The 20,977-nt window shown below is 69.7% G+C and carries 21 protein-coding genes and 1 tRNA gene; 11 read left to right on the forward strand and 11 right to left on the reverse strand.

The annotated features are described in order from the left end of the window. Window positions 1-15: 15 nt before the first annotated feature. Window positions 16-654 (reverse strand): class I SAM-dependent methyltransferase, encoded by a 639-nt coding sequence (locus OH802_RS19040; protein WP_406021041.1) that lies wholly within the window; start codon window positions 652-654, stop codon window positions 16-18. Window positions 655-729: 75 nt separating this feature from the next. Between OH802_RS19040 and OH802_RS19045 the strand changes: the two genes are divergently transcribed. Beyond that, window positions 730-1,302 carry a 2'-5' RNA ligase family protein gene (locus tag OH802_RS19045; RefSeq protein ID WP_406021043.1) on the forward strand — a complete coding sequence of 191 codons (573 nt, stop codon included), beginning with the start codon at window positions 730-732 and terminating at the stop codon, window positions 1,300-1,302. On the opposite strand, the gene OH802_RS19050 is transcribed toward OH802_RS19045, so the two are convergent. The 3 genes from OH802_RS19050 to OH802_RS19060 all read right to left on the reverse strand — a co-directional run bounded on the left by OH802_RS19050 (window position 1,266) and on the right by OH802_RS19060 (window position 3,546). Next, window positions 1,266-2,150 (reverse strand): DnaJ domain-containing protein, encoded by an 885-nt coding sequence (locus OH802_RS19050; protein WP_406021045.1) that lies wholly within the window; start codon window positions 2,148-2,150, stop codon window positions 1,266-1,268. The two genes, OH802_RS19045 and OH802_RS19050, sit on opposite strands and share 37 nt — an antisense overlap. Window positions 2,151-2,318: 168 nt before the next feature. Beyond that, window positions 2,319-2,394, reverse strand: a tRNA-Gly gene (locus OH802_RS19055). Window positions 2,395-2,451: 57 nt separating this feature from the next. Further along, window positions 2,452-3,546, reverse strand: a complete 1,095-nt coding sequence (locus tag OH802_RS19060; protein WP_406021047.1) for a hypothetical protein — start codon at window positions 3,544-3,546, stop codon at window positions 2,452-2,454. Between the two features lie 100 nt (window positions 3,547-3,646). Here OH802_RS19060 and OH802_RS19065 point away from each other — a divergent pair, with 100 nt between their 5' ends. From OH802_RS19065 to OH802_RS19075, 3 genes are all read left to right on the forward strand, one after another. Next, window positions 3,647-4,609, forward strand: a complete 963-nt coding sequence (locus OH802_RS19065; RefSeq protein ID WP_406021049.1) for a tyrosine-type recombinase/integrase — start codon at window positions 3,647-3,649, stop codon at window positions 4,607-4,609. Window positions 4,610-4,758: 149 nt separating this feature from the next. Next, window positions 4,759-6,342: a GMC family oxidoreductase gene (locus OH802_RS19070; RefSeq protein WP_406021051.1), complete on the forward strand. Its 1,584-nt coding sequence runs from the start codon at window positions 4,759-4,761 to the stop codon at window positions 6,340-6,342. Window positions 6,343-6,394: 52 nt separating this feature from the next. After that, the gene (locus OH802_RS19075) at window positions 6,395-8,005 is read left to right on the forward strand and encodes an AMP-binding protein (protein WP_406021053.1); all 1,611 of its coding nucleotides are present in this window, start codon (window positions 6,395-6,397) and stop codon (window positions 8,003-8,005) included. 15 nt (window positions 8,006-8,020) lie between these two features. On the opposite strand, the gene OH802_RS19080 is transcribed toward OH802_RS19075, so the two are convergent. From OH802_RS19080 to OH802_RS19090, 3 genes are read right to left on the reverse strand one after another with little or no spacing between them, the layout of a single operon-like run. Further along, window positions 8,021-8,791, reverse strand: a complete 771-nt coding sequence (locus OH802_RS19080) for an anti-sigma factor family protein (protein WP_406021055.1) — start codon at window positions 8,789-8,791, stop codon at window positions 8,021-8,023. Next, window positions 8,788-9,291: a sigma-70 family RNA polymerase sigma factor gene (locus OH802_RS19085; protein ID WP_406021057.1), complete on the reverse strand. Its 504-nt coding sequence runs from the start codon at window positions 9,289-9,291 to the stop codon at window positions 8,788-8,790. The genes OH802_RS19080 and OH802_RS19085 overlap by 4 nt, the downstream gene beginning before the upstream one ends. 40 nt (window positions 9,292-9,331) lie before the next feature. After that, on the reverse strand, window positions 9,332-10,003 hold the full coding sequence (locus OH802_RS19090; protein WP_406021059.1) for a YceI family protein: 672 nt from the start codon (window positions 10,001-10,003) through the stop codon (window positions 9,332-9,334). A gap of 137 nt (window positions 10,004-10,140) precedes the next feature. Between OH802_RS19090 and OH802_RS19095 the strand changes: the two genes are divergently transcribed. Then, on the forward strand, window positions 10,141-11,325 hold the full coding sequence (locus OH802_RS19095; protein ID WP_406021061.1) for an acyl-CoA dehydrogenase family protein: 1,185 nt from the start codon (window positions 10,141-10,143) through the stop codon (window positions 11,323-11,325). Between the two features lie 956 nt (window positions 11,326-12,281). Here OH802_RS19095 and OH802_RS19100 read toward each other — a convergent pair. Then, entirely contained in the window at window positions 12,282-12,710 is a 429-nt protein-coding gene (locus tag OH802_RS19100) for a DUF4267 domain-containing protein (RefSeq protein ID WP_406021063.1), read from the reverse strand. A 102-nt stretch (window positions 12,711-12,812) separates the two neighbouring features. On the opposite strand from OH802_RS19100, the gene OH802_RS19105 reads away from it, so the two are divergent. Next, window positions 12,813-13,391, forward strand: coding sequence for a TetR/AcrR family transcriptional regulator (locus OH802_RS19105; protein ID WP_406021065.1), 579 nt, complete (start codon window positions 12,813-12,815; stop codon window positions 13,389-13,391). Window positions 13,392-13,400: 9 nt separating this feature from the next. Here the strand turns inward: OH802_RS19105 and OH802_RS19110 are convergent, their stop codons facing one another. Continuing rightward, window positions 13,401-14,288, reverse strand: a complete 888-nt coding sequence (locus OH802_RS19110) for a diiron oxygenase (RefSeq protein WP_406021067.1) — start codon at window positions 14,286-14,288, stop codon at window positions 13,401-13,403. An 82-nt stretch (window positions 14,289-14,370) separates the two neighbouring features. Here OH802_RS19110 and OH802_RS19115 point away from each other — a divergent pair, with 82 nt between their 5' ends. Together OH802_RS19115 and OH802_RS19120 are read left to right on the forward strand one after the other, a co-directional pair. Further along, window positions 14,371-15,051, forward strand: a complete 681-nt coding sequence (locus tag OH802_RS19115; RefSeq protein ID WP_406021069.1) for a TetR/AcrR family transcriptional regulator — start codon at window positions 14,371-14,373, stop codon at window positions 15,049-15,051. Beyond that, window positions 15,048-15,323 (forward strand): DUF4873 domain-containing protein, encoded by a 276-nt coding sequence (locus OH802_RS19120; RefSeq protein WP_406021071.1) that lies wholly within the window; start codon window positions 15,048-15,050, stop codon window positions 15,321-15,323. The genes OH802_RS19115 and OH802_RS19120 overlap by 4 nt, the downstream gene beginning before the upstream one ends. A 14-nt stretch (window positions 15,324-15,337) precedes the next feature. On the opposite strand, the gene OH802_RS19125 is transcribed toward OH802_RS19120, so the two are convergent. Both OH802_RS19125 and OH802_RS19130 read right to left on the reverse strand, forming a co-directional pair. Continuing rightward, entirely contained in the window at window positions 15,338-16,099 is a 762-nt protein-coding gene (locus tag OH802_RS19125) for a sulfite exporter TauE/SafE family protein (RefSeq protein WP_406021073.1), read from the reverse strand. Next, entirely contained in the window at window positions 16,096-16,797 is a 702-nt protein-coding gene (locus OH802_RS19130) for a FadR/GntR family transcriptional regulator (RefSeq protein WP_406021075.1), read from the reverse strand. The genes OH802_RS19125 and OH802_RS19130 overlap by 4 nt, the downstream gene beginning before the upstream one ends. A 110-nt stretch (window positions 16,798-16,907) precedes the next feature. Here OH802_RS19130 and OH802_RS19135 point away from each other — a divergent pair, with 110 nt between their 5' ends. The 3 genes from OH802_RS19135 to OH802_RS19145 are packed head-to-tail and all read left to right on the forward strand — an operon-like array spanning window position 16,908 to window position 20,977. Next, on the forward strand, window positions 16,908-18,236 hold the full coding sequence (locus tag OH802_RS19135; RefSeq protein WP_406021077.1) for an SLC13 family permease: 1,329 nt from the start codon (window positions 16,908-16,910) through the stop codon (window positions 18,234-18,236). Window positions 18,237-18,241: 5 nt separating this feature from the next. After that, a complete protein-coding gene (locus OH802_RS19140) occupies window positions 18,242-19,423 on the forward strand; it encodes a CaiB/BaiF CoA transferase family protein (RefSeq protein WP_406021079.1) in 1,182 nt (393 codons plus the stop codon). A 51-nt stretch (window positions 19,424-19,474) separates the two neighbouring features. Further along, window positions 19,475-20,977 carry an MFS transporter gene (locus tag OH802_RS19145; RefSeq protein WP_406021081.1) on the forward strand — a complete coding sequence of 501 codons (1,503 nt, stop codon included), beginning with the start codon at window positions 19,475-19,477 and terminating at the stop codon, window positions 20,975-20,977.

Below are 20,977 nucleotides of genomic sequence, written 5' to 3' on the forward strand. Positions count from 1 at the left end.
CCTGTTGCGCCTGGGTCAGCTGAGCCGACGCAGGACCCGCAGCGACCCGACGGCGTCGATCTCCTCGAACTGCTTCGAGGCGAGAGCGGGGAGGTAGATCTCCTCGTACGGCGGCCGTCCGCCTTCGGCCGGGTCGGGGAACACGTCGTGGACCAGGAGCAGCCCGCCGGGCATGACCTTCGGGGCCCAGCCGCGGTAGTCCAGCTGCGCGGGCTCCACGCCGTGGCCGCCGTCGATGAACAACAGCGAGACCGGCGTCGTCCACCACCGGCTCACCGTCGTCGAGGCGCCGATCACCGCGACCACCTCGTCCTCGAGGCCGGCCTGCTCGATCGTGCGCCGGAAGGTCGGCAGCGTGTCCAGCCGCCCGGTGCGCTCGTCGACCAGGGTCGTGTCGTGGTGCTCCCAACCCGCCTGGTTCTCCTCGCTGCCGTGGTGGTGGTCGACGGTGAACACCGTGCCTCCGGTCAGCTTCGCCGCGGCGCCGAGATAGACCGACGACTTTCCGCAGTAGGTCCCGATCTCGACCGCCGGCCCGTGCGGCAGTCGCTCCACGGCGTACTCGAACAGCGCCATGCCCTCCTCAGGAGGCATGAACCCCGTCGCGTCGAGAGCGTGCTTCAGCAGTTCCGCGGGCATCTCAGGCGTAGACACCCGGGCACCTTAGCCGAGTGGCGCGCGGCCTGCGTCGAGTGGTCATCAACCTGGGGTCACGGCGAGAATCCCGCCATGAGCAGATCCTCCGCCGGACACTCGGTGATCGTCGTTCCGGTGCCCGAGCTGGAGGCGTACGTCCTGGAGCGGACGCGCCACTATGACGACTCGTTCGTCTCCGCGGACCCCAGGTTCGTGCACGCGCACATCACGCTGCTCGCACCGTTTCTGACCTCACCGACCTCCGACGATCTGGAGGGGGTCGGCAAGATCGCGGCCGCGGCGACCGCGTTCGGCTTCGTGCTGGACGACGTACGCCTCTTCGCCGGCGGCACTATCTATCTGCATCCTGAACCCGCGGAGCCCTTCGCGGCGCTGACCGCCGAGCTGAGCGCGGCGTTCCCGCAGTGCCCGCCTTATGACGGCCTCTTCGAACCGGTGCCGCACCTGACCGTCGACCACATCGCCGGGGGAGTGGACCTCGACTCGACACGTACGTCCCTGGCGCCGTTCCTCCCCGCGCGATGTCACGCGGACCGAGTCAGCCTGCAGTGGTACGCGAACCACGGCTGTAGGACTATCGCCGATTGGCCGCTGGGACGATCACCGCGTCAGGGCGAAGGGGCGGACATCGCCTGCATCACGTAGCCGACGGCGACGAGCATCGTCAGGCTGCTGATGGCGATGCCGGCGACCGCGGCCCAGCGGCCGCGACGCTTGTCGTCGGCGGTGCGGGCCAGGCCGATGATGCCGAGGATGAAGCCGAGCGGGCCGCACATCAGCACGCTGGCGAGCAGCGACGCGACCGAGACCGCGTCGAGCGGCACCGAGTAGAGCGACCAGGCGTTGGCCGGCTTGTCCGCGGACGGTGCGGTCTGCTGCTGCGGGGCAGCCGGCTGCGGAGCCACCGGCTGAGGGTTCGGGTGGTGTGGCGCGGCGGGCTGGGCCTTCATCGTCTGCTGCTCGACGGGCTGTGAAGGAGGCGGCTCCGTCACGGTGTGAGGAGGCTTCGGCGCCGGGGTCCGCTGTCGCGAGGACAGCGCGGCGTTGGCCGCTCGGGCCTGCCGCGTGGCCTGCCGCAGCCGGTTGGCCGACGGTCGCACCCGGGCGGGCGGAGGAACAGGGGCAGGCGAGCTGCCTCCGGGCGCCGGGGCGGGCCGCGGAGTCGCGGCACCCCACTCGGCTCGCCAGCGCCGGTCGCGGCTGAGCGGCGGAGTAGAAGAAGCAGACGCGGGCGCCTTCCCCGCGGCCGCCGAGGCAGCGGCCTTACGGCGGCGCCGGGCGAGCTCCTCATCGAGGGTGGCTCTGGCGACCGGGTCGAGCAGCACATCGCGCGCCCTGTTGATGCGCATCATCAGCTCGCCGTCGGCGGCACGACCGCCACGGTCGGGATGAAACTGCTTGGCGAGCTCACGATGGCGAGCTCGGACGGCCGCGTCGTCCGCGTCCGGACCGATCTCGAGCACGGCATAGGCGTCGATGAACTTCCCGCTCACTCAACGCCCCCCACGCACAGTCCTTCGGTTGTCGGCTTCGCCTCCGGGCTGACCCACACCCGGTGCACAAGAATCCCAGAACAGTGAAATCCTAGAGCAGTTGCGGCGAGATGCTGGTTTCGCCACGGGAAATTGATCGAGGGCCGCCCGATCGGGCGGCCCTCGAAGTGGAGCGGACGACGAGGCTCGAACTCGCGACCTCAACCTTGGCAAGGTTGCGCTCTACCAACTGAGCTACGTCCGCTTGCGAGAAGAACAGTAGCGGATGTGGTCCGTTCACCTCCAACTGGGGTCCCGCGTGTCACGCACCCTCTTCCGGCACATCGGGTGGTGCCGTACGCCGCTCGATCTGCTCCACCAGCTGCGCGACCTGGGCCTGGTGTGCCGACCGCAGATCCTCGAGCCGTTCGCTCGCATGGGCGCGTTCACGGTCCAGCTCGGCGCGGGTGGCATCGCGATCCGCCTTCGCCGCCGCCTCGCTCCCGCGAAGGTCGGCCACCTGGTCCCGCAGGGCGTCGATCTGCTCGCGGGCGGCGTCGCGCTGCGTACGCAGCCCAGAGATCGTCGCCTCCGCACTCGCCGCCGCCTTCTCAGCGGCCTTCTTCTCCGCGATCAGCTGCTCCTGGAGCCGTGCCATCGCCTTCTCGGCGTGATCGGCACGCGCGGTCTCACTCCGCCGGCGCTGGACGGCCGAGGCGTGCTCGGCCTGCAGCGCCTCGAGCTTCTCGACGAGGGCATCGTGCGCCGAGGCCGTCTCGTCGAGACGCCCCTCGAGGGACGCGATCGTCGCGGAGGCGGTCTTCGCCGCGGCTGCCGCGTCGGACTCTGCTCTCTCCCGCGCCGCCTGCGCGGCCTGACGGGACTCCTCGGCCGCGGTCGTGGCGGACAGCGCCTCCCGCAGGATCTCGGCGGAGCGCTCCGACTCCTCCACCGCCTCCGCAGCAGCGGCGTCTGCCTCGTCGCGCTCAGCCTCGGCCGTACGTTGCGCCTGCTCGGCGCGCACGGCACGAGCGCTCGCGGCGGCGATTTGCTCCTGTGCCTCGCTCTGCACGGTCGCGATCTGGGCCTCGGCAGCGGTCAGGTCGCCGAGCGTACGCAGCTCATCGAGTGCCTTCGGGAGCTGGTCGAGGAACCTGTCGGCGAGCTGGGTCAGCTGGGTGGTGATCTCCGCGGCCCGCTGCTGGGCGGCCTGCACCGGTCGCGCGGTCTCCTCGGGATCCCGTGTCTCGACGAGCCGCTGCAGGCGCTTCCGCTCGCGCCAGGCGGCGGCTCGGTTGTGGGTGGGGTCGTCGCAGTACTCCGGCGGCCGGCCGCTTCCGCTCTCCGACGCCGCCGCGGGCAGCGGACAGCCGGGGAAACGGCAGAGCTTCTCATCGACAGCAATCGCTTCCGTCATTACGTCAGCATAGCGTGACGAAAGACGTAACGAATACTCAATGTCCTCCAAATGAGATCCCGATGAGGCACACAACATAACCGGCATTATGATGTGTGGCGTGAGCACGCTCGAGCACCGTCCGCAGACCCCCTCCACAGACCTGGCTGTGACGGAATCCGTCAGAGAGCTGTTCCTCGAAGACCTCAGGGAACTGCCCCGCGAAAAACGTGCCGAGGCTCTCGCCAGAAGGTTCCTGCTCTCGTACGCAGGGCACACCCGCGCGGCGTACGGACGAGACCTCGCCGACTGGTTCGGCAGGTGCGCCGCGCTGGAGATCGACCCGCTCGCCGCCAACCGGGCGATGGTCGACGGCTACGCCCGTCATCTCGAGACGCGACGGAGCCCGGCGACGATCGCCCGACGACTGTCAGCGATCGCCGGCTTCTACCGCTACGGCGTGGCGGAGGACGTCCTGAGCGCCTCACCGGCCGAGCACATCAAGCGCCCCAAGACCAGCAACGACTCCCAGACCCTGGGCATGGACAGGGGAGAGGCGCGCGCCTTCCTCGCCGCCGCGCGTGACCACTCCAGCCGCGCCGCCGCGCTGGTGACCCTCCTGCTCCACGACGGCCTGCGCATCTCCGAGGCCCTGGGCGCCGACGTGACCGACCTCAGCCACTCCCGCGGCCACCGCATCCTGACGATCACCCGCAAGGGCGGCGCCCGGCGCGACGTCGTCCTCAACCCGGCGACCTCCCAGGCGCTCGACGCCTACCTCGACGCCCGCGCCGACGGCCCGGTCTTCATCACCGGCACCGGCAACCGCTGGCACCGCTCCGAGGCCTTCCGGCTCATCCGCAAACTCGGCGCCTCTGCCGGCATCGAGCACGGCGACAAGCTCTCCCCGCACAGCCTCCGCCACACCTTCGTCACCCTGGCCCGCGAGGCCGGCGTACCTCTCGAGGACGTTCAGGACGCCGCCGGGCACGCCGACCCCCGCACCACCCGCCGCTACGACCGTGGCCGCCACAACCTCGACCGCCATCCCGCCTACGCCCTGGGCGCCTTCCTCGCCGACTGACCCCACGCCGAAGCGTCAGATCTTGACCGCGAGACGTCAGAAATCCTGACTTCTCGCGATCAAAAACTGACTTCTCGCGATCGAGAAATGACGTCTCGACGGACGGTAGGCTTTCGGAAGCCCGTCATCGTTGACGAAGGAGATCCGGTATGAGCCAGGAACTGACCAGCGACTACGTGGTGGTGGGGGCCGGATCGTCAGGGGCCGTGCTCGCGGCGCGTCTCAGCGAGGACCCGAGCGTCAAGGTGACGCTGCTCGAGGCGGGACCGCGCGACAAGAGCATGAACATCCACATCCCGGCGGCGTTCTCGAAGCTCTTTCAGTCCGAGCACGACTGGGACTACTCCACCGAGCCACAGCCTGCGCTCGGCGGCCGGCGGATCTACTGGCCACGTGGCCGGATGCTCGGCGGCTCGTCCTCGATGAACGCGATGATGTGGGTCAAGGGCCTCCAGGCCGACTACGAGGAGTGGGGCGCGGCGGCGGGGCCCGAGTGGGGCTGGGACGTCGTCAAGAAGACGTACGCGAAGCTCGAGGACGTCGAGGACGCCACCGCGCTGGACGGCACCGGTGGTCCGGTCCGCGTCGAGCGGCAACGGAGCCCCCGTCCCTACACCGAGTCCTTCCTCCAGGCCGCCGAGCAGGCCGGCTACCGGCGCGGACGGGCCAACGGCCCCAACCCCGAGGCGTACGCCGAGACCATGGTGACCCAGCGCCGAGGCGCCAGGTGGAGCACGGCCGCGGCCTACCTCAAGCCCGCCGCCAGGCGCGCCAATCTGAACGTGGTGACTGGCGCCCTGGTGTCGCGGGTGACCTTCGACGGCACCCGCGCCACCGGTGTCGAGGCCGTCGTCGACGGCCAGCAGACGACCATCACCGCCCGGCGCGAGGTGATCCTCTCCGGCGGCGCGATCAACACCCCGCAGCTGCTGATGCTCTCGGGGATCGGTCCGGCGGCCCACCTGAAGGGCCTCGGCATCGATGTCGTCCGTGATGCGAAGGAGGTGGGGGAGAACCTCACCGACCACCTCGTCGCCGGCATCGGCTGGGAGGTCGAGCAGGGTTCGCTCGCGACCGCGGAGTCGGCACGTCACCTGCTCAACTACCTCCTGCGCAGGCGCGGGATGCTCACCTCCAACGTCGGCGAGGCGTACGGCTTCATCCGCTCTCGCCCCGACCTGGAGGCGCCCGACATCGAGATGATCTTCGCCCCGGTCGGCTTCTTCGACGAGGGTCTGATTCCGTACGTGGGTGAGGCGGTCGTCGCCGGTCCGATCCTCGTCGACCCGGCCAGCCGCGGCAGCGTCACGCTCACTTCCAAGGACCCGGCGGCCAAGCCGATCATCGACCCCCGCTACCTCTCCGACCCCGAGGGCCGGGACCGCGCTGCCATCGTCGAAGGTGTCCGGGTGGCGCTGGAGATCGCCTCCCAGCCCGCGCTCAAGCCGTTCCTCGGCAAGTTCCTGCGCCCCGACGTCCCGGTGGACTCGTCCGCGGAGGAGGTCGCCGACGCGCTCCTGGCACGTCACGCCCACACCCTCTACCACCCGACCGGAACCTGCCGGATGGGCACGGACGAGGCCAGCGTGGTCGACCCCCGCCTTCGCGTACGCGGCGTCGAGGGCCTCCGCGTCGCCGACGCCTCGGTCATGCCCAGGATCGTGCGCGGCCACACCAACGCGCCCGCGATCCTGATCGGCGAGCGCGCTGCGGAGCTCATCACCAGCGACTGACACCCTCAGCTGACCCTTGGAACCCACCCGTGACTCAGGTCACACTGGGCTCATGACGGATTCCTACGCTGCCGGAGAGACCACCACCCCGCTGCTGGAGGAGACGATCGGCGCGAGCTTCGACCGCACCGTCGCCAGATGCGGTGACCGGGAGGCCTTGGTCGAGGTGGCGTCCGGTAGACGCTGGACGTACGCCGAGATGAGCCGTGACGTCGACGCGCTGGCCGTCGGGCTTCGCAAGGCCGGGATCGGGAAGGGCGACCGGGTCGGCATCTGGGCACCGAACTGCGCGGAGTGGACGCTGACCCAGGTGGCGACCGCGAAGATCGGCGCGATCCTGGTCAACATCAACCCGGCCTACCGCACCCACGAGCTGGCGTACGCCCTGACCCAGTCGGGCATCAGGCTGCTCGTCTCCGCGCCCGCGTTCAAGACCTCCGACTATCGCTCGATGGTGGCCGACGTCCGGGGCGACTGCCCCGACCTCGAGCAGACCGTCTTCATCGGCGACCCGGAGTGGACCGCTCTCCTCGAAGCCGGCGCCGGGGCGCGGCTGACCGACCACGTCACCTATGAGCTGAGCCCCGAGGACCCGATCAACATCCAGTACACCTCGGGCACCACCGGCTATCCCAAGGGCGCGACGCTGAGCCACCGCAACATCCTCAACAACGGCTACTTCACCACCGAGACGATCAGGTTCACCGAGAACGACCGGCTGGCGATCCCGGTCCCCTTCTACCACTGCTTCGGGATGGTGATGGGCAACCTGGGCTGCATCACCCACGGAGCCACGATGGTGATCCCGGGCCCCGCCTTCGATCCGGCGGCCACACTGAAGGCGGTCCAGGACGAGCGCTGCACGGCCGTCTACGGCGTACCGACCATGTTCATCGCGATGCAGAGCCATCCCGACTTCGCCGCCTTCGACCTCAGCACGCTGCGCACCGGGATCATGGCAGGCAGCCCGTGCCCGGTCGAGGTGATGAAGCGGTGCGTCAACGAGATGCACATGAGCGAGGTCTCGATCGCCTATGGGATGACCGAGACCTCGCCGGTCTCGACCCAGACCCGGATGGACGACGACCTCGAGCACCGCACCGCCACCGTCGGCCGGGTGCACCCGCACGTCGAGGTACGCGTCGTCGACCCGACCTCCGGCGCGGTGCTGCCCCGGGGCGAGGCGGGCGAGTTCCAGACCCGCGGCTACTCGGTGATGCTCGGCTACTGGGCCGACGAGGAGAAGACCCGGGCGGCGATCGACGAGGACGGCTGGATGCACACCGGCGACCTCGCAGTGATGAACCCCGACGGCTACTGCAACATCGTCGGCCGAATCAAGGACATGGTCATCCGTGGCGGCGAGAACATCTACCCCCGCGAGATCGAGGAGTTCCTCTACACCCACCCCGACATCGAGGACGTCCAGGTAATCGGCGTGCCCGACGAGACCTACGGCGAGGAGCTCTGCGCCTGGGTCCGCCTGCGCCCGGGCGCCGAGCGGATGACCGCCGAGACCCTGAAGGCGTACGCCACCGGCAAGCTCGCCCACTACAAGATCCCGCGCTACGTCCTGGTCGTCGAGGAGTTCCCGATGACCGTGACCGGCAAGGTCCGCAAGGTCGAGATGCGGGAGAAGACGGTCTCCGAGCTCGGACTCTAGGGGCTCTTCACAGCCTCAGGTCAGCGAGGCCGCCGCGACCGCGGTGTCCTCGCCGACCAGGGTGATCTCGACCCGCTCGACGTCGGCGATCGGCACCGCGGAGGAGGCGTCCAGCCCGAGCGTCTCCCCACCCGACCAGGTCCACGACCCAGCGACGGTGCGTGCGCCGTCACGGCCGACCAGCACCAGGTCGTACGTCACCGGCTCACCCGGATAGTCGGACGGCCCCGGCGGGCTCTTGCCGGGCTCGGGCGGGTAGTGGCAGCTCCACTTGAGCTTGGTGCCCCAGGAGGTCGGGGTGACGACGAGCTGGGCCCACATGTCGACGCTGCCCACGGGGCGCAGGTCGACGGTGCGTACGTTCGCGCCCGCAGAACCCGATGGCGTGGCGGAGGTCGACGGGGCCGCGACCGGCGGCTGGGTGCCGTCACGACCGAGCGCCAGACCGCCGATCGCCGTGCCGCCGGCGAGGAGGATGACGGCGGCCGCGACCGCGAACACCCGGCGGCGCAGCCGCGACCTGCGTACGGCTCCGGCCAGCTCCGCCAGCGGCGGAGTCACGACGGCGGCAGGCTCCTCGAGCAGCTCCTCGGCCTCCTCGCGCGAGAGCGCGCCGAGCAGCCCGGGCATCCCGGCGAGCTCGGCGACGGCGTCGTGGCACACGCTGCAGCTGGTCAGGTGCCGCTCGTAGGCCCTCCGCTCGCTCGGGCTCAGCGCCCCGAGCACGTAGGACGCGTCCCAGTCGGCGTACGTCTCGTGTGCGGAGGCGTCCAGGTCGTCGTTCATGAGGTGACCCCCTTCTCTTGCAGGGCGAGACGCAGGGCTCGCAGACCGTAGTGCAGCCGGGACTTGACCGTGCCGGGCGGGATGTCGAGCTCGTGGGCGAGCTCGGTGACCGACCGGCTGCCGTAATACGCCCCCACCACCACCGCACGGTGCTCGGGGGAGAGGGCGAGCAGCGCATCGGCGACGACCCAGGAGTCGAGCACCGCCTGGGTCTGGTCAGCTCGGGTCTCCTCGGGCGGCGACTCGGCGGCGTACTCCCGCTTCCGGCGGGCGCTGCGCAGGTCGTCGATGACGAGGTTGCGGGCGGTGGTGAACAGCCAGGCGCGTACGCCCTCGTCGGGCCGCTGCAGCACCTCCGGATGACGCCAGGCGCGCAGCAGCGTCTCCTGCACCACGTCGCGCGCCTCCTCGGCGTCACCGGTGCGGCGTACGACGTAGCGGTAGAGCGCCTCCGAATGGGCGTCGTGCACCGCTACGAGCAGGTCGTCCTCCGCACCCATGTCACCTCCCGCCACGCACCCAGGATCCCAGAGACCCGGATCAGCCCTTGGCCAGGTCGAGGGAGAACTCGACGCTGCCGGTGTCCTCGACGCTCACGAAGCCCAGGTTCGGCGCCTCGACGCCGAAGTCCGCGAAGGTGATCGGGACGCTGCCGACGACCTGGAGCGCGTTGGTGCCGTCGCCGCCGACCTCGGCGTCGACGGTCACCGACTTCGTCTCGCCGTGGACGGTGAGGTCACCGACCAGCTCGACCTCGGTGGCGCCCTCCTCGAGTGCGGCGGGCTCGGTCAGCTCGAAGGTGGCGGTGGGGAACTGGTCGGCCTCGATCGCGTTCTCGCGGAAGTAGCCGTCGCGGTTGCCGGAGTCGGTGGCGATCGTGGCCACCTTCACCTCGATGTTCGCCTCGGTGACCTCACCCTCGGCGATGGTGACCTCGCCGGTCACGTCCTCGGTGCGGCCGGTGACGGTGACGTCCTCGCCCTGCAGCACCTCGTCGAGGCGGTAGCCGGCGTAGGAGCCGTCCGAGACGGTCCAGGTCCCGCTGCTGTCGGCGCCATCCGCGGGCGCCGCCGACGCGCTGAGGCTGGGCTCGTCCGCGGCCGCGTCCTCGGCTCGGTCCGCGTACCAACCGGGTCCGAAGATCACCGCGGCGCCTCCGACCACGACCACTGCCGCACCGATCCCGACTGCTGCTTTCGTACGTGTCCGCACGCCGTTTCCTCTCGCCTGGAGGCTGACCCGATGCCGGCCTTCACCCCTACTACGGAGCGCGGTGGCGAACGGTTCAAACGACTTCCAGTGACGGGTGACACAATCGGCAGCGCCCTCTCTCGACCCAAGGAGACCCCATGCCCCAGACCCCGCTCGAGCTCTTCGGCACCGAGGCCCTCATCGGCGATGAGGACCGCGCGATCCGCGACACGGTGAGATCCTTCGCGGAGAAGGAGATCAAGCCGCACCTCGCGGGCTGGTTCGAGGCCGGCGAGGTCCCGGTCCGCGAGCTCGCTCCCGAGCTCGGCAAGCTGGGCGTGCTCGGGATGCACCTGGAGGGCTACGGCTGCGCCGGCACCAGCGCCACGGCGTACGGCCTGGCCTGCATGGAGCTCGAGGCGGCCGACTCCGGGATCCGCTCGCTCGTCTCCGTGCAGGGTTCGCTGGCGATGTTCGCGATCTGGAAGTGGGGGAGCGAGGAGCAGAAGCAGGAGTGGCTGCCGCGGATGGCCGCCGGCGAGGCGATCGGCTGTTTCGGGCTCACCGAGCCCGACTTCGGCTCCAACCCCGCCGGGATGCGGACCCGGGCGCGCCGAGACGCCTCGGGCGACTGGATCCTGTCCGGCACCAAGATGTGGATCACCAACGCCCCGGTCGCCGACGTCGCGGTGGTCTGGGCCCAGACCGACGAGGCACCCGACGGCAAGGGGATCCGCGGCTTCGTGGTCCCCACCGACACCCCGGGGTTCTCCGCGCCGGTGATCAAGCAGAAGCTGTCCCTGCGTGCCTCGGTCACCGGCGAGATCGTCCTCGACGACGTACGCCTCCCGGAGTCTGCCGCGTTCCCCGACGTCAGGGGCTTGAAGGGTCCGCTGTCGTGTCTGAACGAGGCCCGCTTCGGCATCGTCTTCGGCGCAGTCGGCGCGGCCCGCGACTGCCTCGAGTCCGCGATCGCGTACGCCGGCTCCCGCGAGATCTACGACAAGCCCCTGGCCGGATTCCAGATCACCCAGACCAAGCTCGCCGACATGACTCTCGAGCTCGGCAAGGCGATGCTCCTCGCGCTCCACCTGGGCCGCCTGAAGGACGAAGGCACCCTCCGCTCCGAGCAGATCTCCCTCGGCAAGCTCAACAACGTCCGCGAGGCCATCGCCATCGCCCGCGAGTGCCGCACCATCCTCGCCGCCGCCGGCGTCACCCTCGAGTACCCGATCCTCCGCCACGCCAACAACCTCGAGTCGGTCCTGACGTACGAGGGCACCAGCGAGGTCCACCAGCTGATCATCGGTCAGGCGCTCACGGGGGAGTCCGCCTTCCGCTGACCCGTTCTCGCTCGCTCAAGTACCGCCTCACGGGGCGAACGAAAATTCGTTCGCCCCGTGAGGCGCTTCGATCAACTCACCGCAGGTGAGTTGATCGGTGAAAGAAACATTTCTTTCAGCGCCAGGACCCTTCTCCTCGAGAGGAAGCGGCAAGCGAACGAATTTTCGTTCGTTACAGAGTGCCGCTCGCGACGGCCGCCCCGTGCATCAATCATCTAGGGCAACTTGATCCCCGTCAGCTGTACGTAGAGCGATGCCGCACCGACAAGCAATGCGAGGACAGCGACAGGGCCGCCGATGACAGCCCATCGTTTGACCGATTCAGCGGATGGGTTCCAGCGCGTGAGCCTGTGACTAGCGCTGAGTGCGGCAGGTATCGTGATTGTGCTGGTCCATCTCGGGGTAAGGATGACATCGATCATCCAGAAGAATGACAGCGTCACCACACCAACCGTGATCCAGCCGGTCGGACTAGTTTTCGGGTTGCCCTCTGCGTCGACGGGGAACCAAGAGAGCCTGGGCGGCCCGCAGCAGCAACTCGGCGGTACGCGGATCTGAATGCCTGATCGTGGTGGTCGTGATCGCGCGCCGCCATCGAACTTGAGCACCGACGTCGACCTGAACGCTGCCCCTCGTCCCTGCAGCACGCAGATCGCAGCGCAATGCGCCAACGTACTTGGACTCTCCGCGCGGGCGCTTTAAAGGTCTGTCGAATGGACCCGCGTCCCGAAGGCCAGCAAGCGACTCGACGGTCTCCTTGAAAGAGAAATTGTCGCTGAGGACCGCGCGTACGGTCAGATCGTCTCCAAGACTTGATGATGCGGTCTCGACGAACTCAGCCAGTTCATCTATCGGCACGCGGCCGCAGATCTGGGACGTCCGACGCAGCTGTACTCGCACGACTGACGATCTTAGATGCACTCGGCCCGCTCTCTGACCGATCGACGCTCCGAGCCTCAGACTGCAAGAATCTCGGAGCTTGGGATGGAGGCATCAGCGGGCTTGCGCGTCTCCCAGAGGATCAACAGGCCGCTGATCGCGATCACTACGGCGGTCAGGCCATGGATGCCGAGGGCGGCCGCGACGGTGCCGTCGTGGGTCAGAACGTTGATCATGTCGCCGAACGGGGCGACGGCCTCCATCAGCAGGACCAGACCTAGGGCACGGCGATGGCCGGTCACCAGCAGGATGGCGAGCACCAGGCCCATCGAGAACTCGCGGATGCCCTTCATCACGAGGAAGCCGTCGCCGTCGCCCTCGGGCCAGGTCGGCAGCCCGACGCCCGGCGCGGACGACTCGGGGATCAGGATGAACGACAACCCGAGGTAGAGCACGAACAGAACGACGATCGCGGCCAGGACGGTGTTGATCTTCTTCAATGACATGGGGGCTCCTCAGCAGGAAGGGATCACATCTAGCGGCGCTAGCAGATGATGTGACGCTAGCACTGCTATCGCTCGGATGTCTAGCAATGCTAGGATGGACTCATGTCCGTACAGGAACGCAAGCAGCGCGAACGCGCCGACCGGGAACGCCTCATCCTCGCGACGGCCCGCGAGCTCGCCGAGCAGCAGGGCTGGGACGCGGTGACCACACGCCGGCTCGCCGAGCGCATCGAATACAGCCAGCCGGTCCTCTACAGCCACTTCCGCGGCAAGCGCGAGATCATCGGCGCCGTCGCTCTCGAGGGCGCCTCGGAGATGGCTGTGGCGATGCGGTCGGCGACGGCCGCCGCGAGCACCCCGCGCGAGCGGGTCGCCGCCCTCGCCCGCGCGTATCTCGACTTCGCCGAGCGCAACCCGGCGGTCTACGACGCCCTGTTCCAGCTCGACGGCGGCCTGGCGTACGCACAGGAGGACACTCCCGAGCAGCTGAAGGATGCCTTCGCGGCGCTGATGGAGACGCTGGGCGAGGTCGCCGGCGACGGCGTCGCGCCGGAGCTGTTCACCGAGGTCTTCTGGGCGTCCCTGCACGGAGTGGCGACCCTGACCCGGTCGAGGCGTCTCCTGCCGGAGGACGCCGAGCGCCGGATCGAGCTGCTGGTCGACCGCCTCGCCGTGCTCTGACGCGCCGCCTCAGTCGCGCGGCACCAGGAAGGACGCCCGCCAGAGCTTGCGGTCCTTCTCCGAGACCATCCCGTGCTCGGTGAGGTACGGCATCATCTTCTCGCCCATCCAGGCCAGCGTCGCGCGGTAGTGCTCGTTGCCGAGCGCCTCGCGGCGGGCGGCCATCGGGTCGAGGCCGACGGCCGCGTAGCAGTCCGGGTGGACCAGCGAGCGCGCCATCACGTAGGCCGAGCGGGCGGTGAGGTTCTGGTGCATCCGGAGCTGCGTACGCCCCATCTTCTGCGACATCGCCGCGGCGAGCTCCTCGCGGGCGAAGGTGACGTGGCGGGCCTCCTCGGTGACGTGGATGCGGGAGGCCATCCGGGTCAGCGGCTGGCAGCGCTCGTCCTTCATCAGCTCGCGCTGCCATCGGTCGAGCGGCTCCTCGCCGACCAGGGTGGCGGAGAAGACGCTGGGTCCGTGCAGCAGCGGAGCGAACTTCCCGATGCGCAGGACGGCGGGCCGGGGGCCGTACGCCGGTGCGCCCATCGCCGCGATCGCCCGGCCGAACATCACCGAGTGGCGGGTCTCGTCCCCGATCTCGGTCAGCGCGTACTGGGTCCGCGCCGTGCGCGGGTCCGCGCCGTAGACCTCGCGAAGCAGCAGCTGCATCAGCAGCACCTCGAACCACAGCCCGACGCTCATGATGCTGGCCAACTCGTGCCGAGAGAGCTCGATCTGCTGCTCCTGGCTGAGCCGGTCCCAGGTCGGGGTGCCGTAGAGGGAGACGCGCTCGGGCTGCATCCACCACAGTCCCTCGACCGGCGCGGCATCCCAGTCGAGGTCGACCTCCGGGTCGTAGGACTGACGCGCGGTGGAGCGTAGGAGCCGGTCGGAGGTCGGGTCGGCGATGGTCATTCTTCTCCCTGACTGAGCGGTCTGACTGAGCGATGGAACTAGGTGTTACCCAGAGTTACGGGTAGTTGCTAGAGTGCAGGACATGACACGGAAGGTCAAGGACGACGGCCGCTCCTCGCGCTGGGACGCCCACCGCGAGACCAGACGGGCGGAGCTGGTGGCCGCAGCCGTACGCGCCGTCGACTCGGCGGGGGCGGAGGTGTCGATCGCCGACATCGCCGCGGAGGCCGGGGTCAGCAAGCCGGTGCTCTACCGCTACTTCGCTGACAAGGCCGAGCTGCACGGCGCGGTGGGGATGTGGGCCGCGCGGCAGATCCTCGACGCGGTCGTCGACGCCGTGCTCGCCCCCGCACCGACCCGCCAGCGGGTCGAGGCCGGGGTCGCGGCGTACGTCGAGACCATCGCCGAGCACCCCAACGTCTACCTGCTCCTGGTGCGCCAGCACACCGGCGGCACCGACCCGCTGGCGGACGGCAAGCAGCTCATCGCGGCGACCTTCGCGCGGCTGCTCGGCGACACCTTCGGCCGTCTCGGCGTCGACGCCGCCGGCGCCGAGCCGTGGGCGCACAGCCTCGTCGGGATCGGTGAGTCCGCTGGCCAGTGGTGGCTCGACCGGCGCACCATGTCCCGCGCCGCGTTCACCCGCTATCTGAGCGAGTTCGTCTGGCACGCGCTCGAGGGCACCACTGCCGAGTACGGCGTCGACCTGAGCGCCCTGGACCGTCCCGCGATCGTCACCCCGCTGCGAAAGAGCCCCCGATGAGCGACCACGAGCCCCAGCACCTCTACGACGGTCCCGCGCGCCTCGAGTCCGAGCAAGGCACCTGGGAGGTCGATGTCGCGCTGCGCGGCGTCTTCCAGCCGATCGACGGCCACTTCCACTGGTACGGCCGCGTCGGCACGGCCCTCGACGGCGTACGCAACGGCCAGACCGTCACGGTCCGCACCGACCACGGCGAGGCCGAGGGGCGGCTCTCCGACATCGACCCCTGGGGACGGTTCCGTGTCTCCGGGACGGGAAAGCCGCCGTTCTGACGCCCAGAAGAACCTCAGCGCACGAGCATGAGCGTCGCGGCGCCGATCCCGACGACGACGATCAGTGACCTCAGGACCGTGGCCGGCAGCCGGCGGCCGATGTGCGCCCCGACGTACCCACCCACGACCGATCCCGCGGCGAGCAGGCCGACGGCCCGCCAGTCGAGGTCGGCGATGGCCACGAAGATCACCGTCGCGACCACGTTCGAGGCCATCACCGCGAGCGTCTTGAGCGCATTGACCGTACGGAACTCCAGGTCGGTCCCGAGCCCGAGCACGGCCATCATCATCACCCCGGAGCCGGCACCGAAGTAGCCGCCGTAGGCGCCGGTCAGCGTCGCGAAGACCGTGGTGAACCCGGAGATCCGTACCCGCGGCTCGTCATCGGTGGCGTGCTGGCGCAGGAAGCGGCTCAGCCGCGGCTGCGCGCCCACGAGTACGCAGGTGCCCAGGATCAGCCACGGCACGACCGCCTCGAAGACCGATCCCGGCAGCCACAGCAGCAGCAACGCTCCGGCGATGCTGCCGGCGCCCGCGGTGATCAGCACCGCGGCGGTCGCTCCCGGATGTTCGGCCAGCTCGCGCCGGTAGCCGAAGGAGCCGCTGAGCCCGGCCGGCGTCATCCCGACCGTGTTGGACGTGTTGGCCACGACCGGCGGGAGACCGACCGCGACCAGGACGGGAAAGCTGAGCAGCGAGGCGACGCCGACGGTGGAGGTGAGGATGCCCGCGCCCAGGCCCGCGGCGAGCACCACGAGCTGGTCGAGCGGCGTCATGCGTCGCGGAGCAGCGCCACGTCGCTGACCATCATGACGTGGCCGTGCATCGCGGCGGCGGCACGTTCGGCGTCACCGGCAGCGATCGCGTCGGCGATCTTCCGGTGGCCGGCGAGCGAGGTCCGAGGGCGGTCGGGCTGGGAGAGCGACTCGATGCGGGTCTCGCGGATCAGCTCGCTGATCTCGGACATCATCTGCTCGAGCAGAGGGGAGTGGGCCGCCTGGGTCACCGCCCGGTGGAAGAGCTCGTCGCCGTGGACGCCGCGCCCGCCGCCCGTGATGTCCTCGTCCATCGCCTTCAGCGCCGCATCGATGCGGTCCAGGTCCTCCTGCGTACGCCGCTGCGCCGCCAGTGCGGCGAGCTTCGTCTCCAGCGCGTCACGCGCCTCGATGACGTCGGGGATCCGCTCCGCGTGCGCCCGGATCGCATCGGTGATGCGCTCGACCCGCGGCTTGTCGGTCAGCACCGTTCCGTCGCCGTGGCGTACCGCGACGACGCCGATGACCTCGAGCGCGACCAGGGCCTGGCTGAGGGTCGCTCGGCTCACGCCGAGGCTGGTCGCGAGCTGTCTCTCCGGCGGCAGACGGTCTCCGGACTTCAGATCGTTCTCCGAGATCCAGGCCGTGATCTGCTCCGCGACCTGCTCATACAGGCGGGTTCGCTGCAGTGGACGTGGAAAGCGCGCGGACTCACTCATGGCTACAGGGTATTGACGTTCGGCCGATTGTCCTATTGGCTAGGCCACTGAGCCGAGGGTGATGCGAGTCACACCGGTGCCAGACGGGGGCCAAACAGAAGGGAAGTCCGATGGGACCGGAATGGGTGGCGATCATCGCGCTGGTCGCCTTGTTCGTGGCAGGCACGTTACTGCCGATCAACATGGGAGCGCTCGCGTACGTCGCAGCGTGGCTTGTCGGGATGTTCGCGCTGAACCTCGACGAGAAGGAGATCCTGGCCGGAGTCAGTGCCGACCTGATCCTGACACTGATAGGCGTGACCTATCTGTTCGCGATCGCGAGGAACAACGGCACGGTCGACCTGATCGTCAGCAGTGCCGTACGCGCGGTGGGCGGCAGGGTCGCCCTGATCCCGTGGGTGATGTTCGGCGTGACCGCACTGTTGACCGCCATGGGTGCCGCCAGCCCGGCGGCCTGCGCGATCATCGGGCCGGTGGCGCTCGGGTTCGCGGGCCGCTACAAGATCAACCCGCTGATGATGGGCATGTTCGTCGTCCACGGTGCCCAGGGCGGTGGCTTCTCGCCCATCAGCATCTACGGCACGATCACCAACTCGGTCATGGTCGACAACGGCCTGCCCGCCAGCGAGATGACGATCTTCGTGGCCAGCCTGGTGGTCAACCTGATCATGGCGACCATCCTGTTCTTCGCCCTCGGCGGACGATCGCTGATGAGCATGCGGCTCGACCCGGCCGAGGCGGCCAACGCCGCCGCCGGCGTACCGAACGAACTGAACGAGGGCGGCGTGACCGTCCCGGCCCGCGGCTACGGCACCGTCGCCCCGACCGGGACCAAGCCTGGCATCCGCACCGAGCAGGTCCTCACCCTGGCCGCCTTCGTGATCGTCGCCGCCGTCGCCCTGTTCTTCGACAAGAACATCGGCTTCGCCTCGATCACCGCGGCGACCGTCCTGGCGGCCCTCTCGCCGAGCCAGCACAAGGACGCCATCCGCCAGATCGCCTGGCCGACGGTCCTCCTGGTCGCCGGCGTCTCGACGTACGCCACGATCCTCAACACCGCCGGATCGCCGGAGTTCGTGGGTGGCTGGGCGGCGGGCCTGGGCGTCGCGGCCATCGGCGCGCTCATCCTCTGCTACGTCGGCGCGGTCGTCTCCGCGTTCGCCTCCTCGACGGCACTGCTCCCCATCATCATCCCGATCTCGGTGCCGCTGATCGCCGAGGGCGGGATCGACGCCGCCATGTTCGTGGCCGCGCTGGCGATCTCCTCGACCATCGTCGACGTGAGCCCGTTCTCCACCAACGGTGCGCTGATGCTGGCCAACCGGCCCGACACCATCACCGAGGAGCGCTACTACAAGCAGATCCTCGGCTACAGCGTCATCGTGGTGCTCGTCGGTCCCCTCCTGGTCTGGGCCACCATGGTCCTCCCGGGCTGGTGACGGGCATGCGTGGACCACTCGACGACGTCGTCGTCCTCGACCTCTCCCGCGCCCTGGCCGGGCCGCACGCCGCGATGATGATGGGCGACCTCGGCGCCCGCGTGATCAAGGTGGAGGCGCCCGGGCACGGCGACGACACCCGGGGCTGGGGACCGCCGTTCGTGGGGGAGGAGGGGCAGCGGGAGGCGACGTACTTCCTCTCCGCCAACCGAAACAAGGAGTCGATCACCCTCGACCTCAAGGACACCGACGACAAGGACGTGCTGCTGCGCCTGGTCGACCGGGCCGACGTGCTCATCGAGAACTTCCGCACCGGCGTCCTGGACCGGCTCGGGCTCGGCATCGACGAGCTCCAGGCCCGCAACCCGCGCCTCGTCGTGCTCTCGATCACCGGGTTCGGCCACGACGGCCCCGAGGGCGGCCGGTCCGGCTACGACCAGATCGCGCAGGGCGAGGCCGGTCTGATGTCGCTCACCGGATCGGGTCCCGACGACCCCCAACGGGTCGGCACCCCGATCGCCGATCTCCTGGCCGGGATGTACGGCGCCTACGGTCTGCTCGCCGCTCTCCACGAGCGGGACCGCAGTGGCCACGGCACCGTCGTACGCACCTCGCTGCTCTCCGCCGTCGTCGGCGTCCACGGCTTCCAGGGCACCCGGTGGACCGTGGCAGGCGAGGTCGGGCGAGCCCAGGGCAACCATCACCCGAGCATCTCTCCGTACGGCCTGTTCCGCTGCGCCGACGGGACCGTGCAGATCGCGGTCGGGAGCGAGGGGCTGTGGCGGAGGTTCTGCACCGCCTTCGACATCTCACCGGACCTCGAGGGAATGGCCACCAACCCCGAGCGGGCCGCCAACCGGGAGAAGGTCGTCGAGCTGGTCGAGGCGCTCTTCGCGCCCTGGCCGGCCGAGGAGCTGCTCGCCAAGCTCGCCGAGGCCGGTGTCCCGGCGGGCAAGGTGCGCTCCCTGGACGAGGTCTACGCCTGGGAGCAGACCGCCAGCCAGGGTCTGCTGATAGACGTCGACCACTCCACCCTCGGCCACCTGACCCTCCCCGGACCGCCGCTGCGGTTCTTCTCTGACGGGTCGGAGGTCACTCCCACCAACCATGCCGCGCCACCCACCCTCGACCAGCACGGGCCCCGGCTGCGTACGTGGGTGGCGGACCAGCCTGAACCCGGCCCCTGACTGGGATACTGCTCGCACCGCGTCTCTGTCGCCGAGGGAAGGAGCCCGATCATGAAGGAATCCACGAGTGATCGGGCTCCTCTCCGGCTGGGTACCGCCCGGGGCCGCTGGGTGCTGGCGACGACCGTGCTGGGCTCTGGCCTGGCGATGCTCGACTCGACCGTCGTCAACGTCGCCCTCGGCCGGATCGGGGAGGACCTCGACGCGGGCTTCTCCGGTCTGCAATGGACGGTCAACGCCTACACGCTGAGCCTCGCGTCCCTGATCCTCCTCGGCGGTTCCCTCGGTGACCGCTTCGGACGGCGCCGGGTGTTCCTCGTCGGTGTGGTGTGGTTCGCCGTCGCCTCGCTGCTGTGCGGGCTCGCTCCCGACATCGAGCTGCTGATCGCCGCGCGGGCGCTGCAGGGGGTCGGCGGCGCGCTGCTGACACCGGGGAGCTTGGCGATCATCGCCGCGTCGTTCCATGTCGACGACCGTTCCGCGGCCGTGGGCGCCTGGTCGGGTCTGAGCGGCATCGCGGCTGCGGTCGGACCGCTCGTCGGCGGCTGGCTGGTCGAGATCGACTGGCGGCTGGTCTTCCTCATCAACGTGCCGGTCGCGGTGCTCATCGTCATCGTCGCCCTGCGCCACGTCCCGGAGAGCCGAGACCCGGACGCCGCCGGCCGGCTCGACCTGATCGGCACCCTGCTCGCCGCGGCCGGGCTCGGCGTACTCACCTTCGGGCTGACCCGGGCGGGCGACGTGGGGTTCAACGGCTCTGTGGCGCTGACCGCCGCAGCCGGAATCGCCTGCCTGGTCGCCTTCGTCGTCGTCGAGGCCCGCTCCACCCACCCGTTGGTTCCGCTAGAGCTGTTCCGCAATCCCCAGTTCAGCGCGGCCAACGCCGTCACCCTGCTCGTGTACGCGGCACTCGGCGTGATCTTCGTGTTCCTCGTCCTGCAGCTCCAGGTCGTCAGCGGCTGGTCGCCCATCGCCGCGGGATCGGCGCTGCTGCCGGTGACCGTGGTGATGTTGCTCTTCTCGTCGCGTGCGGGCGCGCTGGCGCAGCGCATCGGTCCGCGCCTGCCGATGACACTCGGGCCGCTGCTCGCGGCCGGCGGCGCCCTCTGGATGGGGCAGATCGGCCCGGAGGCGTCGTACGTCGGCGACGTGCTGGCGCCCGTCCTGCTCTTCGCCATCGGGCTGACGCTGCTGGTCTCGCCGCTGACCGCCACCGTGCTCGACGCCGCAGACGACCGGCATGCCGGGATCGCCTCGGGCGTCAACAACGCGGTGGCCCGGACCGCCGGGCTGCTGGCAGTCGCGGTCATCCCGGCGGCGGTCGGGATCGCCGGCGACGACTACACCGACCCGCAGACCTTCGACGAGGGCTACGGCATGGCGATGATCATCAACGCCGCTCTCCTGATCCTCGGCGCGGCACTCTCCGTGGTGTTCGTACGCCGCCCCCTCGCCGCCGGATCCGAGGCCGAGGAGCACCGGGTGCACATCGAGACCTGTGCGCACTGCGGTGTGACCGGCACCCAGCTGCACCCCGCCGACCACGACCACTGA

This window comes from Nocardioides sp. NBC_00850, assembly GCF_045207335.1.
In the GTDB taxonomy this organism is placed as follows: Bacteria; Actinomycetota; Actinomycetes; order Propionibacteriales; family Nocardioidaceae; genus Nocardioides.

Coding starts and splice junctions, on each gene's coding strand:
- OH802_RS19145 (WP_406021081.1), top strand. CDS start 19,475: ATGAAGGAATCCACGAGTGATCGGGCTCCTCTCCGGCTGGGTACCGCC.
- OH802_RS19060 (WP_406021047.1), bottom strand. CDS start 3,546: ATGACGGAAGCGATTGCTGTCGATGAGAAGCTCTGCCGTTTCCCCGGC.
- OH802_RS19100 (WP_406021063.1), bottom strand. CDS start 12,710: ATGTCATTGAAGAAGATCAACACCGTCCTGGCCGCGATCGTCGTTCTG.
- OH802_RS19120 (WP_406021071.1), top strand. CDS start 15,048: ATGAGCGACCACGAGCCCCAGCACCTCTACGACGGTCCCGCGCGCCTC.
- OH802_RS19075 (WP_406021053.1), top strand. CDS start 6,395: ATGACGGATTCCTACGCTGCCGGAGAGACCACCACCCCGCTGCTGGAG.
- OH802_RS19080 (WP_406021055.1), bottom strand. CDS start 8,791: ATGAACGACGACCTGGACGCCTCCGCACACGAGACGTACGCCGACTGG.
- OH802_RS19135 (WP_406021077.1), top strand. CDS start 16,908: ATGGGACCGGAATGGGTGGCGATCATCGCGCTGGTCGCCTTGTTCGTG.
- OH802_RS19105 (WP_406021065.1), top strand. CDS start 12,813: ATGTCCGTACAGGAACGCAAGCAGCGCGAACGCGCCGACCGGGAACGC.
- OH802_RS19085 (WP_406021057.1), bottom strand. CDS start 9,291: ATGGGTGCGGAGGACGACCTGCTCGTAGCGGTGCACGACGCCCATTCG.
- OH802_RS19140 (WP_406021079.1), top strand. CDS start 18,242: ATGCGTGGACCACTCGACGACGTCGTCGTCCTCGACCTCTCCCGCGCC.
- OH802_RS19070 (WP_406021051.1), top strand. CDS start 4,759: ATGAGCCAGGAACTGACCAGCGACTACGTGGTGGTGGGGGCCGGATCG.
- OH802_RS19125 (WP_406021073.1), bottom strand. CDS start 16,099: ATGACGCCGCTCGACCAGCTCGTGGTGCTCGCCGCGGGCCTGGGCGCG.
- OH802_RS19095 (WP_406021061.1), top strand. CDS start 10,141: ATGCCCCAGACCCCGCTCGAGCTCTTCGGCACCGAGGCCCTCATCGGC.
- OH802_RS19045 (WP_406021043.1), top strand. CDS start 730: ATGAGCAGATCCTCCGCCGGACACTCGGTGATCGTCGTTCCGGTGCCC.
- OH802_RS19115 (WP_406021069.1), top strand. CDS start 14,371: ATGACACGGAAGGTCAAGGACGACGGCCGCTCCTCGCGCTGGGACGCC.
- OH802_RS19110 (WP_406021067.1), bottom strand. CDS start 14,288: ATGACCATCGCCGACCCGACCTCCGACCGGCTCCTACGCTCCACCGCG.
- OH802_RS19130 (WP_406021075.1), bottom strand. CDS start 16,797: ATGAGTGAGTCCGCGCGCTTTCCACGTCCACTGCAGCGAACCCGCCTG.